Origin of the sequence: Streptomyces sp. NPDC002795 (assembly GCF_042888725.1) — a bacterium.
Lineage (GTDB): Bacteria > Actinomycetota > Actinomycetes > Streptomycetales > Streptomycetaceae > Streptomyces.
The window spans coordinates 723,303-737,899 of sequence record NZ_JBIAQB010000001.1 but is presented as its reverse complement, the minus strand read 5'-3'; the positions used below and the strand labels follow the sequence as shown (position 1 = coordinate 737,899).

Below are 14,597 nucleotides of genomic sequence, written 5' to 3'. Positions count from 1 at the left end.
AATCCGCTCACCTGGTGTGAGGACGGGGCGCGGTCTCTCGAACGAGAGACCGCGCCCCATCACGTCAGTTCCCGGCCACCGAGGGCGGCGCCGCGTTCACGCCCCAACGCGTCGGCTTGTCCGAGAGTTTGAAGCCGATCGTGCCGGCGCCGAGCAGGTCCTTGTGGGAGAGCCAGCTCTGGCGCAGCGGGGCGCCCTTGCCCTTGCCCGTGGTCACGGACGAGACATACTGCGCCTTCGACGCGTCCGCGCCCGGTGCCGCGATGCTGATCTTGCGGCCGTGCGCCGGGCGGATCTCGACCTTGTCGAACATCGGGGCCGAGAGGACGTACTTCGCCGAGCCGGGCTGGACCTCGAAGACACCCGCCATGGCGAAGACGAGCAGCGACGACGTGGCGCCGAGATCGTCATTGCCGGGCATGCCGTACGGGTCGTCGGTGAACAGCGTCCGCATGGCCCGCAGCACCGACGAGGTCTTCCACGGGGTGTCGGTCCACGCGTACATCCACGGAGCGTGGAAGTCCGGCTCGTTGTTCGGGTTGAACGCGAAGTTGTTGTGGTAGTCGTAGGCGCCCGTCACCCAGGATTCCTTGGCGGCCTTCGCCGGGTCGCTCAGCACGGTCGGCATGTCGAAGAACTTGTCGAGCCGCTGCTCGGCGGCCGCCTTGCCGCCCATCAGGCCGTAGAGGGCCTGCGGGTTCTGCTGCGCGAGCCACTGGTACTGCCAGGCCGTGCCCTCGTGGAAGGCGCCGGTCTTGGTCGGGTCGGTGTCACCGGCGGCGCTGCCGTCCGCGTTCTTCGTCACGGGGAAACCGGTGAAGCCCTGCGACGTGACGCCGGAGTCCCACAGCTTGGTGAAGTTGTCGCAGCGCGAGGCGAGCGTCGCGGCCTTGTCCCGGTGACCAAGCCCTTCGGCCATCGTGGACAGCGCGCAGTCGCCGAGCGCGTACTCGAGCGTGGCCGAACCGGCCTGGCGGCTGTCGCCGAACTTGTAACCGGGCAGGTCCTGGTAGCCGACGAAGCCGTTCTTGACGTACGTCGGGTTGCCGTCGCGGCCACGGAAGGTCGACTGGTCGGAGGGGACGTCGTTGACGTTCTTCCAGAGCGCGTCGAAGAGCTCGCGCGAGGTGCGGTCGTCGAGCAGACCCCGGTTGTAGAGGTCGACGATGAACGGGGTGACGGGGTCGCCGCTCATCACGTTCGTCTCACTGTTGCCGAGGCCCCAGCGCGGCAGCCAGCCACCGTCCTTGTAGACACGCAGCAGGGACTTGGCCATGTCGGCGGCCTTGTCCGGGTGCAGCAGCGCGACCAGTTGGTTCTGCGAGCGGTACGTGTCCCACAGCGAGAACATCTGGTAGTACGTGGAATCCGCGCGATGCACCTTGTCGTCGAAGCCGCGGTAGCGGTTGTCGACGTCGGAGCCGATCGACGGGTGCAGCAGCGAGCGGTACAGCGCGCTGTAGTACGTGCGCTGGTCGGCGGTGGAGCCACCGGCGACGCGCATCCGGTTCAGCTCGTCGCGCCAGCTGTCGTGCGCTCCGGAGCGTGCCTTGTCGAATGAACTCGGCTGCTCGGCACCGCGGTTGAGACGCGCGCCGTCGACCGAGGTGTAGGACAGGCCTACCGAAGAGCCGACCTTGTCACCCTTTGACGGGTCGAACGACAGCCAGGCACCCGCGCGCTTGTCGCCCCGCGAGGCCTCACGCTGGTTCGGGGTGAGGGTGCCGTCGCTCCAGGTGCCGAACTTCGAGAACGACCGGTCGAACTTGGCGCTGAAGTAGACCCGGTAGCGCTCCTTGCCGGTCTCCCCGCAGAAGTTGCCGCCCTGCACCCACCCCTCGACGGTGTTGTCGCCGACGACCTTGATGTCACCGGCGTAGGTGCTGCCGTTGCTCTCCCCGGCCTCGATGAGGACGTTCTCCGCGCCCGAGCCGCTGGGGAAGGTGTACTGGTGCTGGCCGGTCCGCTGGGTCGCCGACAGCTCGGCCTTGATGCCGTTGTCGAACTTCACGCCGTAGTAGCCCGGCGACCGGGACTCGTTGTCATGGCTGAACTTCGCGCCGTACTGTGCCGGATCGGACGAGGTCACCTCGCCCGTGGTCGGCATGAACCGGATATTGCCCATCGTCTGGCAGCCGACACCCGAGAGGTGGGTGTGGCTGAAGCCGAGGATGGTGTCCTGCGCGTAGTCGTACGAGGCGTACTTGTTGAGCTGCGTGTCGGGGCTCAGCTGGACCATGCCGAAGGGCGTGGTCGCGCCGGGGAAGGTGGTCCCGTCACCGTTGTTGCCGATCGACGTGTCGACCAGGCTCGTCGGGTCGGAGGCGAAGCGGGGCCCCGCTTCCTTGGCGCTCGCGACGCCGGGGGTGAGGGACGCGGCGGCCACCGTGGTGACGATGAACGCGGCGGTGACGGTGCGGCTCAGCGATCGCAGCGGTTTGAGCGATCTCAGCCGTCCCGGTGAGTTCTGCGAGCCGGGTGATGGCCACGCTCTCATCGCGATCCTCTCCTTAGACAACGTTGTCGGGTCGGTGCCTGTCGATCTTTGCGTCGGGGAGGGGATTCGTCAATGGATGAGGGTGCGGGGGCTGTTGGGGAGGACGGAGAGTCCCTACGTTCCGTAGGTTCCGTCGGAGAACAGCAGCGTGGCCAGCGCCCGGAACACCTCCTCCGGGTCCCGCCCGCCCACCGGCTCCCGCAGGTTCTCGCTGAGCAGGAGCGTCGTGAACCCATGGGCGAGTGACCAGGCGGCGATTCCCGCGAGCCGGGCGTCCTCGCCTCTGCCGCTTGCCGGTACTTCGGCGACTCCGGAGCGCAGTTCGTCTCCCGCGCGGGCGCGGGCGGCGAGCAGGGCGTCGTCGTCGGCGCGCAGCAGGTCCGGTTGGAACATGACCTGGAAGTGCGCGGGGTGCTCGATGCCGAACCGGAGGTAGCGCACGCCGCGTTCGCGCAGGTCGGCCGGCTCGGCCAGGGCGTCCGCCAGCAGCGCGTAGCCCTCCGCGGCGATCGCGGTGAGCAGTCCGGTGCGGTCCTTGAAGTGGTGGGCGGGGGCCGCGTGCGAGACGCCGGCGCGGCGGGCGAGGTCGCGCAGGCTCAGGGCGCCCGGCCCCTCGGTGGCGATGACGTCGAGGGCCGCCGTCAGGATGGCGCGGCGCAGGTCTCCGTGGTGGTACGAGCTGCTCTTGGCGGTGGGCATGGACAGCAGGCTACGCCGAATCTAGGCATTGACAAGTTCGGGTGGGGCGAGGAATCTAGTCGGTGTCAAGTTCGAGTGCGTGGACGACCCAGGACAGGGAGACCGTCATGTCGGCACAGAGCGTGGATCAGGGGCAGGGCAAGGGGCAGGATCAAGGTAAGGGGCAGGACCAGGGCCAGGATCGGGATCGGGTCGGTCTCGGCCGTGTACGTCAGCTGTGGCACCTGCTGGAACCGCTGCACGCGGTGGTCTACTTCGCCCCGGAGTCCTTCGAGGAGTCGGGCCGGCTCGGCATCGAGCCCGGTCGCTGGCCGACCTACTTCGCCTGGCGGGCCGCGCCGCTCGGGCGCGCCGGGGGCGAGCAGGTGACCTCCGCGTTCTACAGCTTCAGCCCGGAGACGGTCGAGCGGTACATCCCGTCCGTATGGGACGCCGCTACTCCCGCGGACATCCTGGCCGCCCGCCTTCGCGCCGTCGACCGGACCTACCGCGCCCTCTTCGGTGGCCGTGTCGACAGCCCGGAGCTGGCTGAGGCCGCCGCCCTGGCCCGCCGTGCCGCGGAGGCCGCCGTGCACGTGGGCCGGCCACTGGCCACCGCCAACGCGGCGCTGCCCTGGCCCGCGGCGCCGCACCTGGTGCTCTGGCAGGCCGCGACGATCCTGCGCGAGCACCGCGGCGACGGTCATCTCGCCGCGCTGATGGTCGCGGGTCTCGACCCGGTGGAATCGCTGGTGTCGTTCGCGGCGATCGGGGCGGCGCCCGAGGAGACCTTCGCGAGTCGGGGCTGGAGCGGGAAGGAGTGGTCCGCCGCGCGTGAACGGCTGGTCGGGCGCGGTCTGTTGGCGTCGGACGGCACGGCGACCGAGGCGGGGCGCGCGCTGCGCGCCATGGTCGAGCGGCACACGGACGAGCTGGCGGCAGGGCCGTGGTGGGCGCTGGGCGCGTCCGACACGGACCGGCTCGCCGACCTGCTGGGGGACTACTGGGTCGCGGCCCTCGGCTCCGGACTGCTGCCGGGCACGAACACGCTGGGGATCGGGAAGGTGTGACGCGGCGGCCTCGCGCCCGAGCGGTGTCAACTGGCGCGTGGGGTGCGGGTGTTCGGGCGTACCACGCGAGCTACCATGTGTGACCCACGTCACGTTACCAGCGGTATCTGAAACAGTGTGTCGCAGGTAAATTGCGGGTACCGCGCAGTTGAGCACCACGTGTCTGAGTAACCGCCAGCGCCCCCAGAGCGGCGTTGTCCCCTCCGCCCCTGTCTCTCTCAGGGGCTCACGAGCGAGAGCGAGGACCCTCCGCGATGGAGCAGAGCCACGTCGACGTCCTGGTCATCGGTGCCGGAATATCCGGCATCAGCGCCGCGCGCCACGTCCTGCGCGACAACCCCGGGACGTCGCTCGTCGTACTGGAGCGCCGCGCCCGCGTGGGCGGCACCTGGGACCTCTTCCGGTACCCCGGCATCCGGTCCGACTCCGACATGCCCACCTTCGGCTTCGGATTCCGGCCCTGGAGCGACGCGCGCATCCTCGCAGGCGGTGCGCAGATCCGCCAGTACGTGGAGGACGCGGCGGCCGACGACGGCATCCTGGAACGCACCCGCTTCGGCCGCCGCGCCATCAGCGCCGACTTCTCGCACGAGACCGGGCGTTGGACCGTGGAAGTCGAGGACGAGGGCACCGGCGAGCACGAGTCGTACAGTGCCGGCTACCTCGTCGGCGCGACCGGCTATTACGACTACGACCAGCCCTACCGCCCCGAGTTCCCGGGCGAGGCCGACTACCAGGGCACGCTCGTGCACCCCCAGCAGTGGCCGGAGGACCTCGACCACACCGGCAAGCGCGTGGTCGTCATCGGTTCGGGCGCCACCGCCATCACGCTGCTGCCCGCGATGGCCGATACGGCCGCGAGCGTCACCATGCTGCAGCGCTCGCCCACGTACGTCATGGCACTGCCGGAGGTCGACCCGCTCACCTCCGTCATGAAGAAGCTGCGCGTCCCCGCCCGGGTCACGTACAAGGTCGTCCGTGCCCGCAACATCGCACTCCAGCGCGGGAGTTACGCCTTCTGCCGCAAGTACCCCCGCCTCGCCCGCAAGGCGCTCCTCGGTCTCGTACGGGCCCAGGCGGGCAAGAGTGTCGACATGCGGCACTTCAGCCCCACGTACAAGCCCTGGGACCAGCGGTTGTGCGTCGTCCCCGGCGGCGACCTGTTCAAGGTGCTCAAGAGTGGCAAGGCGGCCATCGCCACCGACCACATCGACACGTTCACCGCCGACGGCATCCGCCTGAAGTCGGGCGAGGAGCTCAAGGCCGACATCGTCGTCACCGCGACCGGTCTGAGCGTCCAACTCATGGGTGGCATGGACGTGACCGTCGACGGGAGCCCGGTGGACGTCACGAACCGCGTGCTCTACAAGGCCGTCCTGCTGGAGGGCGTGCCCAACATGTCGCTCGTCATCGGCTACACCAACGCCTCCTGGACCTTGAAGGCGGACCTGGCGGCCGACTACACCGCCCGTCTGCTGGCGCACATGCGCCGAGGCGGACACGACATCGCCACCCCGGTGGCCTCCGACGGCGACCGTTCCCAGTTCTCCGTCATGGGCGAGGCGCTGACCTCCGGCTACATCGCCCGCGCCGACAAGGTCATGCCGCGCCAGGGCACCCGCGACCCGTGGCGGCTGTGGAACAACTACTACCGCGACCGCGCCATGCTCCAGAACGCCCCCATCGACGACAGCCCGCTGCGCTTCGACAAGGCGGGCCGGCCGGCCGAGGTCCAGGAACCGACCCGCGCCGCCTGACCACCCCGCCCAGCCCCTACCAACGACAATCGAGGACGAAGATGACCCCGAACCTGTCCAGGAAGGTCTACGACGAGCGCCTGCGGACCTTGTCCGAGGGCTCAGTCAACGTCAACTTCAACGCGTTCATCGACATCAAGTGGGACGACCCCGAGTTCACCGTGGACACCAGCGACACCCGCTGGGTGCTCACCTCCGCGGACGCCCTGGGCGCCCACCCCTGGTACCAGGAGCAGCCGCTGGAGACGCGGATCCGGATCGGGATCTGGCGGTGGGCGGTGATCGCCAAGGTGGGCATGCAGTTCGAGAACCTGCTCATGCGCGGGGCACTGGACTACATCTACCAACTGGGCAACCAGAACCTGGAGTTCAGGTACCTCACCCACGAGATCACCGAAGAGACCCACCACACCCAGATGTTCCAGGAGCTGGTCAACCGCACCGGCGTGGACACCCCGGGCGGCAAGCGCTGGTTCCGCCAGCTCAGCCGGGTCCTGCCGCTGTTCGGCTCCCTGTATCCCGAGGCGTTCTTCACCGGCATCCTCGCCGGTGAGGAGCCCATCGACCATCTGCAGAAGGGGGCCCTGCGCAGCGGGGAGCCGGTGCACCCGCTGCCGCAGCGGATCATGCAGATCCACATCGCGGAGGAGGCCCGGCACATCTCCTTCGCGCACGAGTTCCTGCGGCTGCGCGTCCCGCGCTACGGCAAGGCCCGCCGCGGCGCCCTGTCCGTCCTCTTCCCGCTGATCATGCGGATCCTGTGCGACGTCATCATGATCCCCGACAAGAAGTCCGCCGATCTCGTCGGCATCCCGGACTGGGTCATCAAGGAAGTCTTCTGGAAGTCGGAGGCCGGCCAGAAGATGCTCCAGGAGCTCTTCTCCGACGTGCGGATGCTCGCCCAGGACATCGGCCTGATGAACAAGGTGTCCCGACCGCTGTGGCGGGCCCTGCGCATCGACGGCCGCCCCGCCCGCTTCCGCGGCGAGCCCTCCCCGCTCGCGGACTGACCAGCCGTCAGTTCCCGCGCCACTCCTGACTGAACGCCCGAACGGAGACCAGCCCGCCGTGCCGTACGCCGTCACCCGATCCTGCTGCGCCGACGCCTCCTGCGTGCTGGCCTGCCCGGTCAACTGCATCCACCCCGCTCCGGGCGAGCCCGGCTTCGCCACCGCCGAGATGCTGTACGTCGATCCGCGCACCTGCGTGGACTGCGGCGCCTGCACGACGGCCTGCCCGGTCGACGCGCTCAAGCCGCACACGGCCCTCAGTGAGGCCGAGTTGCCGTTCCTGGAGCTCAACGCCTCCTACTACAAGCAGAATCCGCACGACGACCGCGCTCCCATGTACGTCGTGCCCAAGCAACGCACACTCCCCGAAGGTGAGTTGTCCGTCGCCGTCGTCGGCGCCGGGCCCGCCGGGCTCTTCGCCGCCGACGAGCTGCTGCGCCACCCGGGCGTCCGCGTCACCGTCCACGACCGGCTTCCCACCCCGTACGGTCTCGCGCGGGCCGGCGTGGCACCCGACCACCAGGACACCAAGCAGGTCACCGAGCTGTTCCGGACCATCGAGTCCCAGCCCGGCTTCCGCTACCGCCTCGGCGTCGAGGTCGGCGCCGACCTCACCCACGCCGACCTGCTGCGCGAGCACCACGCGGTGATCTACGCCGTCGGCGCGGCGACCGACAAACGTCTCGGCATCGAGGGCGAGGACCTGCCCGGCAGCGTCTCCGCCACGGACTTCGTCGCCTGGTACAACGGCCACCCCGACCGCGCCGACGACGAGCACCCCCTCGACACCGAACGCGCCGTCGTCATCGGCAACGGCAACGTCGCCCTCGACGTCGCCCGCATCCTCACCGCGGACCCCGACGCCCTGGCCCGTACCGACATCTCCGACCGCGCGCTCGACGCGCTGCGCGCGAGCACGGTCCGCGAGGTCGTCCTCCTCGGCCGCCGCGGGCCCGCGCAGGCCGCGTTCACCGTGCCCGAACTCCTCGCGCTGTCCGCCCTCAAGGACGTGGACGTGAGCGTCGAGGGCTGGCCCGATGGCCTGGCAGCCGACACCAACGACAAGACCCGGCTGTTGGCGGACCTTGCCGCCCGTACACCCGTCGAGGGCCGCCGCCGCATCGTGCTGCGCTTCCTCGCGGGACCGGCACGCCTCGTCGGCGAGAACCGCGTACGAGCCGTGGAGCTCACCCCGACCACCCTGCACACCGACGAGGACGGCACCGTACGGGCCCGGCCCACAGGCGCCACCGAGACCCTGGAGACCGGCCTCGTGCTGCGCTCCGTCGGCTACCGCGCACGGCCCGTCCCCGGCCTGCCCTTCGACGAGGACAGCGCGACCGTCCCGCACGAGGCCGGCCGGGTCGAGCCCGGTGTCTACGTCGCGGGCTGGATCAAGCGGGGCCCGACCGGGTTCATCGGCACGAACAAGACCTGCGCCCACGAAACGGTCGAGTCCCTCCTCGACGACTTCGCCGCGGGCCGCCTTCCGCAGCCGGAGCCCGGAGCCACCACGGCGCCGGACGCCCTGGGCCTGGAGGCCTGGCAGGCGATCGACCGTGCGGAACGCGCGGCGGGCGAGGCCCAGGGCCGCCCCCGCGTGAAGCTCACGGACGCCGAGGCACTGCGGCGGGCCGCGCGGGCCACCCCTGTCGCGACCGGCTGACGAACAGCGCTGCCGGTCGCATCAGGACCGGCCGTCACGACCGGCGGCGCTGTCACGCCCCTTCCACATCGGCCACCCGCTGCTGCGGCGTCAGCTCCACACCGAAGTCCCGCAGCGCCGCCTCCAGCACCGCCCAGACCGAGCGGCACAGCATGGCGCGCAACTCGTCCTCGGACAGCTCGCGTTCGGGATCGCGCATCCACTGGTTGACCGCGGTGTCCACGAACCCCACGATGCCGACCGCCACCGAACGGATCGGCGCCCCCTTCACCCCGAGAGCCCCCAGTACGTCACTGAACCGCTCGCTCAGCATCAGCGCGATGGCCGTCTTGGTGTCAGCTACGAGGGAGCCGTCACCCATCGCGTGCTCGGCGACGCCCATGTAGGCGTACAGGCGCGGATGCTGGGCCACCCAGTCCAGATGCGCGCCCACGACACGGTGCACGGACTCCTCGACGGTGCCTTTGAAGCTGAGCGTGGGCTCCATCCGCTTCACGAAGGACTCCACGACCCGCCGGCGGATCAACTCGTCGAAGGAAGCGCGGTCCTTGAAGTGCCGGTAGAGCACGGACCGCGGCAGCCCCACACGCTCCGCCAGGCGCTGCATCCGAAAGTGCGCGCCCTCCTCCTCGATGAGCGCGACAGCCGCGTCCACCAACTCGACCTGACGCTGCGCCTTGTGCCCGTCCCAGCGAGTGGAGCGTCCATCGATCTGCGGCTCACCGCCGGTTCTCTCCGCCATCTCCCCAGGATATCGGCCCGATCCGAACACATCACCAGGAGAGCGGCCGATGCCGCGGCCCTCACTCCCCGGTCCCCGCCGTCGCGAGTTTCACCGCGATGCGGTTGCGGGAGCTGATGCCGAGCTTGGAGAGGATGCGTTCCATGTGGGCGTCGACGGTGCGGCGGGAGATGAAGAGGCGCTCGGCGATCTCCCGGTTCGACAGGCCGTCGGCCGCCAGGCGCGCCACCTCGTGTTCGCGGCGGGTCAGTGACTCCCCGGAGCCGGCTCTGCGCTGGCCCGGCAACTCGGGCGGCTCCAGGATCAGTTCGTCCGCCCCGGTGAGCGCCGCCGCGAACAGGGCCTCGCGCGGTGCGGTGGCGCCCAGCTGCCACAGCTGCTCGTAGACGTCCCCGCCCAGGCCCGAACGCGTCGCCTCCGCCGCCATCCGATGGTTCTCCACGGAGACGGGCGCCCCGCTCAGCAGCTCGCCGCCGGTCGACTGCCACAGCGTGTCCGAACCGCCGAACAGCCAGGCGGCCCGCCGGTGACGGCCTTCGCGGGCCGCGGTCCACGCCATGATCTCCACCGCGTAGCCGCAGCCGATCACGTCGCCGAGGGCCGCCTTGAGCGGCAGCGCCTCCCTGAGGGCCGCCTCGCTCGCCCCCGGGTCACCCTTCGCGTAGTGGCTGATCCCGACGACGGTGTGCACGAAACCGCGCAGCCAGCACTCCTTCGAGCCGGCGCCGAGCCGGGCGAGCCCCTGGCCGCTGCGCTCCAGAGCGAGATCGTCCTGCCCGGACAGGTGGTACTGGTATCCGGCCTGGACGTCCAGACACACCAGGCCGATGAGATCACCGAGCGCCGCGAGGCGTTCATGGGCGGCCACCCCGGCCCGCTCGGCGAGATCGAAGTCGCAGGCGAACGTGTGCGCACAGTGCAGGTACAACCAGCCGCGGGCCCGGATCAGGGGCTCACCGAGCCGGTCGGCGATCTCGATGCCCTCCTTGATGTCGGGCACGGCACCGGCCGGGTCGCCCTGGAACGTCTTGATGTACCCGCCGATGATCAGCGCCCAGGCCCGCTCCGGTGTCGCCCCGGGGAAGGCCGCCGCGGCCTTCTGCTGCCAGTACCGCCCCTCCGTGAGGAGCCCCGTGATCTGCCAGTACCCCCACAGCGCGCCCGCGAGCCCGGCCCCCTTCTGCTCCCGGTCACCGCGCCCGAGCGCGTACTCCAACGCCAGCCGGATATCGGGGTGTTCGCGGCGCAGCGCCTGGCAGCGCGGCAACTGGTCGTCGTCGATGAAGTGCCGGTCGAACTCGTCCGCCGCCTTCACATAACGGGCCAGATGCCGGTCGCGCGACGCGGTCTCCTCGCCGGAGGCGGCCAGCTTCTCCGCCCCGTACTCGCGCAGGGTGTCGAGCATCCGGTAGCGGGTCGCGCCGTCCGCGCCGGTGCCGGGCCCGAACTCGTCCACGCGCTGCACCACCGACTTGTCGACGAGGTCGATGAGCACCTCCAGCACCTCGTCCGAGCCCAACTCGCCGAACCCGCACACCTCTTCGGCGGCCGACAGGTCGAAGACGTCACCGAAGACGGAGAGCCGCGCCCACAGCCGCTGCTCGCGGGCGTCGCACAGGTCGTAGCTCCAGTCGATGGTCGTACGCAGCGTCTGATGGCGCGGCAGCGAGGTGCGGCGGCCGCCCGTCAGGAGCCGGAAGCGGTCCTCCAGGCGGTCGATGAGCTGGTTCAGCGGCACGGCGCGCAGTCGGACGGTGGCCAGTTCGATGGCGAGCGGCATGCCGTCCAGGCGGCGGCAGAGCCGCACCACGGCCTCCCGGCTGGCGTCGGTCACCTCGAAGCCGGGGACGACGGCCGCGGCCCGCTGCTCGAAGAGGGACACCGCCTCGCCACCTGCGTCCGACACACCGAGCGGCGACAGCGGGAAGGTGTGCTCACCCGGCACGTCCAGCGGCTGCCGACTGGTGGCCAGGACGCGTACGCCGTCGGTCTCGCGCAGCAGGACGTCCACGAGTTCGGCGCAGGCGTCCACCAGGTGCTCGCAGGTGTCCAGGACGACGAGCGCGGGTGTCTCCCGCAAGTGGTCGAGAACCACGTCGAGTTGGGGCCGCCCCGACTGCTCGGGCAGGTCGAGGCAGGCGGCGAGGGTGTGCGGCAGCAGCCCGGGGTCGTGCAGCGCGGACAGCTCCACCAGGCACACCGGCACATCGCCCCCGGTGGTGCGGCCCGCGAGCGCACGGAGCGCGAGCCGGGTCTTGCCGACACCACCAGGACCCACCACGGTGACGCAGCGCTGCGTGTCCAACGCCGCCGCCAACTGCGTCAGTTCAGGGGCCCGGCCGATGAAACCGGTCAGTTCACGGGGGAGTTCGCCGGGACGGCGCCGCACAATGCCGAACGTCATGCAGCGGATTGTTCCTCCCGTGCCCAGAGCGTGCGGCGGGATGCGCGAAGGTCCATACGGATCGGTGAAGCGGGGCGTAAGATCCGCGGCCGCTGTCAGGCCCGTCGGTTCACCGCTGGTCGTCCAGGTGGTCCACGATCGCGTCGTGGCACTCGTCCTCGGGGTCGACCTGAACGCTTGAGAGCGTTATCACCCCGCTTTCCTTCTCCTTCTGTTCGCGCGCGGCCATCCACTTGTCGAGGTCCGCGATGCGAGCGTCGCAATCGGCGTGCGCGGGCTTCTCGGTCTGCTGCTCGGGTGTCGAGGAGTCGTCGAGCGCGGAGGTGGCGGCGAGTCCGGCCACGCACAGGGCGGCCCACGCGGCGATCCACGCGCGACGGCTCGTCGATATCGGCTTGGGCACCTCGGCATCCTACGAGGCCCCGCGGCGCCGGCGTACTGGCGTCCTGGTGTGCGAACAGTCGAACAGGTTGCGTGGGAATGATGTCCATCAGTGACTATGCCAACGGCACTTACGGCTCCGTCGCTACGTTTGTCCGTATCTACGTTTGTCCGTATCCACGTTTGTTCGGGCGTCGTCTGTGACGCGTCCATGGGGAAGGGGTTGGGCGGGGTGAGTCCTGTCAGAGGAAGCGAGAGGCGGCTCGAAGCGGCCGTACGAGGGTTCGCTGTCGAGGCGGACGGTGGTGCGTGTGAGCCGTGCGACGTCAGGCTCCGCTACAGCACGGACGATCCGCTGGTCGTTTCGTTGGCCGTGTCGCACGTCGGGTACCGGGCCGAACGCTGGCTGGTTTCCCGGGACTTGTTGTCCGACGGCCTGTCCGGCACGGCGGGCAGCGGTGACGTGACGGTGTGTCCCGTCGTCGACCCCGCGGGCCCGCCCGGAGTGCTGCTGCGGGCTCGCGACGCGGGGCGCACCCTCCGCATCCGCATCAGTCACCAGGCCCTGCTGCTCTACTTGGCGCGCAGTCACGCGCTGGTGCCGTTCGGCAGCGAAGTGCATCCCACCCGGATCGACAAGGGGATCGAGGTGCTGCTCGCCCCTCGATGACCGGCGCCGACCGCCGTACGTCTATCTTTCTGGAATCCTGTCTCAGAATCTTGAACTCAAGGGAATCCAGAACTCATGCGGAATATCGGTTTTCTCACCATTGGTCAGGCGCCGCGTCCCGACCTCAGCGCGGGGATCGAGGCGGCGCTCCCCGCCACCGCGCGCGTGCGGCACGCCGGTGTGCTCGACGGGCCCGATCCTGCGCGGGAGGCGGAGCGCCTCGCCGCCGTGCCCGGCCGGCCCACCCTGATCACCCGCCTCGCGACCGGAGCCACGGTCACCCTCGACGAGGCCGCCGTGGGGGAGGCCCTGCAGGCCCGGGTCGACGCGCTTGAGGGCGAGGGCGTCGACGCCGTGGTGCTGCTGTGCACCGGCGAGTTCCCGGCGCTGCGCGCCCGGCGCGCGTTGCTCGTCGAGCCGGATGTCCTGCTGACGACGTACGTCCGTGGTGTGTTGAGCGGTGTGCAGGTGGGTGTGATCGTGCCGCTGCCCGAGCAGGTGGCCGCGGCCCGCGACAAGTGGCGGGATGTCACGCCGACGCCGGAGTTCGCCACGGCGTCGCCCTACGCCGCGGACGAGACGGAACTGCTCGGCGCGGCAAGGGAGTTGGTGGGTCAGGGCGTGGAGGCCCTCGTCCTGGACTGCATGGGATACGCGGAGTGGCACCGCGAGGCGCTGCGTGCGGGCGGTGTCCGCGTGCCGGTCCTCACGTCGAGCGGTGTCACCGGGGCCATGACCGGCCCGCTCCTTGCGTAGGGCGGCGGCGTAGCGCGGCGCGGGCGGGAGTCCGAGGGCAGGGCCCGGGTCAGCCCTCGTCGGCGACGAAGCGCAGCCAGTACGGGTCGCCGATGCGCTTGCCGACGCGGGCGGCCGCCTCCCGTACCGCCCTGCCGAAGCGTTCGGTCGTCTCGTCGCGCAGCTCCGGGGCCGGCAGGGCGATGCCGATGCCGAAGATCTGCCCCGTGTCGTTGTCGACCACGGCGGCCGAGATGCCACCCACGTTCGGCACCCACTCGCCCTGCGAGACGTCCCAGCCGTCGACACGGATCCGGGCCAGCGTGGCGACCAGTTCCTTGCGGGTCCGCGGGGCCGTCCCGGTCGCCTGCTCAAGGCGGGCGTCGACGATCCGCATGACCTGCGCGTCGTCCAGGCGGGCCAGCAGCGCCCGGCCCATCGAGCTGGCGTACGCGGGGGCCCGGGTGCCCGCCGGTGTGTACGCCTGGAGGGCGCCGACCGTGCCGATGCGCATGTGCAGGACCAAAGACTCTGACCCGTCGAGCACGTCCACGTATCCTGTGTAGCCGGTGTCGGCGACGAGCCGGGCGGCCTCCTCCTCCAGCAGGGAGACGGTGCCGCGCGAGGCCCGGAAGTGGTACGAGGCCTCCATGATCAGGCCTCCGGGGCGGTAGGCGCGGGTCAGCGGATCGCGGTCGAGGAAGCCGTACTCGGCCATCATGCTCAGCGTCCGCGACACCGAGCTCTTGGGCAGGCCCAGCTCGGCCGCGACATCGGTCACGGTGACATCGCGCTGCAGGTGCGCCATGAGACGCAGCACGTCCCGTGCGTTGGCGAGTGTGCTCACCGGCTCCTGTGCCTCCCCCGGTCGGTTTCCGGGTCCGATCGTATGCGCTCGTGCGGCGCCACCCGCACCGCCCCGTCGCCGGGCCCGTGTGCGGCTCACATGGTGAGAACTCCCGAAGGGGGCTTGACGGCGCGCCCCGT

The 14,597-nt window shown here is 70.4% G+C and carries 12 protein-coding genes; 6 read left to right on the top strand and 6 right to left on the bottom strand.

Annotated elements, in window-relative coordinates; translation table 11 throughout:
- Positions 1-64: 64 nt before the first annotated feature.
- Together ACFYWS_RS03175 and ACFYWS_RS03170 are read right to left on the bottom strand one after the other, a co-directional pair.
- On the bottom strand, positions 65-2,497 hold the full coding sequence (locus tag ACFYWS_RS03175) for a GH92 family glycosyl hydrolase (RefSeq protein WP_389268909.1): 2,433 nt from the start codon (positions 2,495-2,497) through the stop codon (positions 65-67).
- A gap of 114 nt (positions 2,498-2,611) precedes the next feature.
- Positions 2,612-3,196: a TetR/AcrR family transcriptional regulator gene (locus tag ACFYWS_RS03170; RefSeq protein WP_389268907.1), complete on the bottom strand. Its 585-nt coding sequence runs from the start codon at positions 3,194-3,196 to the stop codon at positions 2,612-2,614.
- A 107-nt stretch (positions 3,197-3,303) separates the two neighbouring features.
- Here ACFYWS_RS03170 and ACFYWS_RS03165 point away from each other — a divergent pair, with 107 nt between their 5' ends.
- The 4 genes from ACFYWS_RS03165 (at position 3,304) to ACFYWS_RS03150 (ending at position 8,678) form a co-directional block, all read left to right on the top strand.
- Positions 3,304-4,245: a hypothetical protein gene (locus ACFYWS_RS03165; protein ID WP_389268905.1), complete on the top strand. Its 942-nt coding sequence runs from the start codon at positions 3,304-3,306 to the stop codon at positions 4,243-4,245.
- Between the two features lie 254 nt (positions 4,246-4,499).
- Complete coding sequence (locus ACFYWS_RS03160) at positions 4,500-6,002, top strand: flavin-containing monooxygenase (RefSeq protein WP_389268903.1); 1,503 nt, start codon at positions 4,500-4,502, stop codon at positions 6,000-6,002.
- 41 nt (positions 6,003-6,043) lie between these two features.
- The gene (locus ACFYWS_RS03155; protein WP_389268901.1) at positions 6,044-7,012 is read left to right on the top strand and encodes a diiron oxygenase; all 969 of its coding nucleotides are present in this window, start codon (positions 6,044-6,046) and stop codon (positions 7,010-7,012) included.
- A 58-nt stretch (positions 7,013-7,070) separates the two neighbouring features.
- Positions 7,071-8,678 carry an FAD-dependent oxidoreductase gene (locus ACFYWS_RS03150; RefSeq protein WP_389268899.1) on the top strand — a complete coding sequence of 536 codons (1,608 nt, stop codon included), beginning with the start codon at positions 7,071-7,073 and terminating at the stop codon, positions 8,676-8,678.
- 52 nt (positions 8,679-8,730) lie between these two features.
- On the opposite strand, the gene ACFYWS_RS03145 is transcribed toward ACFYWS_RS03150, so the two are convergent.
- From ACFYWS_RS03145 to ACFYWS_RS03135, 3 genes are all read right to left on the bottom strand, one after another.
- Positions 8,731-9,420, bottom strand: coding sequence for a TetR/AcrR family transcriptional regulator (locus tag ACFYWS_RS03145; RefSeq protein WP_389268897.1), 690 nt, complete (start codon positions 9,418-9,420; stop codon positions 8,731-8,733).
- Positions 9,421-9,481: 61 nt separating this feature from the next.
- Complete coding sequence (locus ACFYWS_RS03140) at positions 9,482-11,824, bottom strand: ATP-binding protein (RefSeq protein WP_389268895.1); 2,343 nt, start codon at positions 11,822-11,824, stop codon at positions 9,482-9,484.
- Positions 11,825-11,933: 109 nt separating this feature from the next.
- Positions 11,934-12,227 carry a hypothetical protein gene (locus tag ACFYWS_RS03135; protein ID WP_389268893.1) on the bottom strand — a complete coding sequence of 98 codons (294 nt, stop codon included), beginning with the start codon at positions 12,225-12,227 and terminating at the stop codon, positions 11,934-11,936.
- A gap of 96 nt (positions 12,228-12,323) precedes the next feature.
- Here ACFYWS_RS03135 and ACFYWS_RS03130 point away from each other — a divergent pair, with 96 nt between their 5' ends.
- Together ACFYWS_RS03130 and ACFYWS_RS03125 are read left to right on the top strand one after the other, a co-directional pair.
- Positions 12,324-12,875, top strand: coding sequence for an SsgA family sporulation/cell division regulator (locus ACFYWS_RS03130; protein WP_389268891.1), 552 nt, complete (start codon positions 12,324-12,326; stop codon positions 12,873-12,875).
- Between the two features lie 75 nt (positions 12,876-12,950).
- Complete coding sequence (locus ACFYWS_RS03125) at positions 12,951-13,631, top strand: AroM family protein (protein ID WP_389268889.1); 681 nt, start codon at positions 12,951-12,953, stop codon at positions 13,629-13,631.
- A gap of 49 nt (positions 13,632-13,680) precedes the next feature.
- On the opposite strand, the gene ACFYWS_RS03120 is transcribed toward ACFYWS_RS03125, so the two are convergent.
- Entirely contained in the window at positions 13,681-14,457 is a 777-nt protein-coding gene (locus ACFYWS_RS03120; RefSeq protein WP_389268887.1) for an IclR family transcriptional regulator, read from the bottom strand.
- Positions 14,458-14,597 lie beyond the last annotated feature (140 nt).

Bases quoted from the DNA above. Each gene is read 5' to 3' on its own strand.
- ACFYWS_RS03175 (WP_389268909.1), bottom strand. From the start codon at position 2,497: ATGAGAGCGTGGCCATCACCCGGCTCGCAGAACTCACCGGGACGGCTG.
- ACFYWS_RS03170 (WP_389268907.1), bottom strand. From the start codon at position 3,196: ATGCCCACCGCCAAGAGCAGCTCGTACCACCACGGAGACCTGCGCCGC.
- ACFYWS_RS03165 (WP_389268905.1), top strand. From the start codon at position 3,304: ATGTCGGCACAGAGCGTGGATCAGGGGCAGGGCAAGGGGCAGGATCAA.
- ACFYWS_RS03160 (WP_389268903.1), top strand. From the start codon at position 4,500: ATGGAGCAGAGCCACGTCGACGTCCTGGTCATCGGTGCCGGAATATCC.
- ACFYWS_RS03155 (WP_389268901.1), top strand. From the start codon at position 6,044: ATGACCCCGAACCTGTCCAGGAAGGTCTACGACGAGCGCCTGCGGACC.
- ACFYWS_RS03145 (WP_389268897.1), bottom strand. From the start codon at position 9,420: ATGGCGGAGAGAACCGGCGGTGAGCCGCAGATCGATGGACGCTCCACT.
- ACFYWS_RS03140 (WP_389268895.1), bottom strand. From the start codon at position 11,824: ATGACGTTCGGCATTGTGCGGCGCCGTCCCGGCGAACTCCCCCGTGAA.
- ACFYWS_RS03130 (WP_389268891.1), top strand. From the start codon at position 12,324: ATGCCAACGGCACTTACGGCTCCGTCGCTACGTTTGTCCGTATCTACG.
- ACFYWS_RS03125 (WP_389268889.1), top strand. From the start codon at position 12,951: ATGCGGAATATCGGTTTTCTCACCATTGGTCAGGCGCCGCGTCCCGAC.